The following is a 1,674-nucleotide window of genomic DNA, read 5'->3' as shown; positions in this document are numbered from 1 at the left end:
CGTCCGGAAATCAGCGTAAGTCGTTTTGTGTCAAGTGGTTCGGTCGGTGCCTCGTCCGTCGTCGTCCCGGCATAGCGGTGATGGGGTTGGTCCCTGCAGCGTGTAATCGGGTTGAGGTGACGACGGGCGGGGCTGCCCATGATTTCCGGCGAGATCAACGGTGTGTCTCGATGCCGCGTGGGGCTCGCCCCGACCGCCCGCTCGATGGTCGCCGAAATATTCAGGCGGCCACCGGGATCAGGGTGCTGGCTGGTCGTGTGCCGTGCGTGGCGGTTTGTGGATCCCAGCGCTTGCCGGTGGTGACGACCGCATGCAGGTGCCGCAGGATCGTCGCGGCGATGGCGGCTTGGGCTTGGGTGGGGGTGAGTTTATTGGTTTCGCGGCCGGTCAGGTGCCGGTAGCGGGCGGCATAAACAGGGTTGGCGCGTTGGGCGCCCCACACGGCTCGCCACGCGGCCAGGCGCAGGCCGGGTCGGCCTTGGCCGGTGAGTTTGGTGCGGCCGGTGAAGGTGCCGGATAGTTTCTCTCGTGGTGCCAGACCAGCGTGTTTGACCACAGCGCGGGCGGTGGTGAACCGGGCGGGGTCGCCGGTTTCGGCCAGGATCGCCGCGGCCCCGACCGCGGAGATCCCAGTGATCGAGGTGACCAGGTCAGTGAGTCCAAGTTCGTTGAGCACGTTGATCATTCGAGCTTCGGTGTCGGTGAGGCGTCGCTGGTTTTCGGCCCAGTCGCCCAGCAGCAGCTGCACTCGTTCCAGCGCGCCGCGCCGGTGCGCGCTCACCCCGGCCGGATCATCGAGGGCGGTGAACAGGTTGCCCACGATCCGCAGCGACGGTTTCTGACCGCCTCGACGGGTAATCTCGCGGCGGACCGCCTGCTCGAGACGGGCCAGGCCGAGACGGCGGGTCCGGGCCAGGTCACCGCCATCGCGGTCGCAGATCACGCTCATCGCCGCGACCCAAGTGCGGGAACGAAACGGCTGTCGCGCGGTGTGCAGCGCGGCCGGCCATACGCACTCCAGCAATGCCCGCAGTTGTTGGATTTGGCTGACCATCTCCACGATCACCTGCTCGCGACGAGCACCCAGATGCCGCAACCGGCCCCAGGTCTCATCGACCGGCTCAGGGATATAGCAACGCAACTGCGCGGTCAACCGGGCGATCAGCACCGCGTCCTTCTCATCGGTTTTGTCGCAGGTCAGGTCCTCGGCGCGACGTGACCAGGAGGTCATCGACGGCTGGACACACACGAACGCCATACCCCGGTCAGCGGCCAACTGGCCCAGCACCCGCCACCGGTGTCCGGTCGGCTCACACGCCACCGTCACCCCGGCGAAACCCGCGCCCGCTGCCCGCTGGGCCGCCCAGTCCAACGCGGCCCCCAGATCCCATGCCCGGCATCGGAATGTTTTGCGGGCCAACACTTTCGAGTCGTGATCGGTCACTACCACCATCTGTTTCCGGTCGGCCAGATCAATCCCGACGATGGCGTTGTCGGCCAGGACCAGCGCCCGAAGCCGCGCCAAACGGGCGTTTCGGTTGCGATCACCCCGCGACAAGCCACTACCGTTACCCACGAACGTCCTCCTACTGCGATGGGACACCAAGCCCGACAAGCGCATCAGGAGGACGTTCCCTCGTCCAGACACCCGGCGCATAGAACGTCTTTCTATGC

General features: G+C 66.5%; 1 protein-coding gene. It reads right to left on the bottom strand.

What is annotated here, in order from left to right; genetic code table 11:
* Positions 1 to 220: 220 nt before the first annotated feature.
* Positions 221 to 1,558 carry an IS110 family RNA-guided transposase gene (locus tag AC3ERS_RS36535; RefSeq protein WP_431972726.1) on the bottom strand — a complete coding sequence of 446 codons (1,338 nt, stop codon included), beginning with the start codon at positions 1,556 to 1,558 and terminating at the stop codon, positions 221 to 223.
* Positions 1,559 to 1,674 lie beyond the last annotated feature (116 nt).

The sequence above is a fragment of the Nocardia sp. bgisy134 genome, assembly GCF_057708325.1.
The sequence above is the reverse complement of the archived record's forward strand: the minus strand, read 5'-3'. Positions and strand labels throughout refer to the sequence as shown.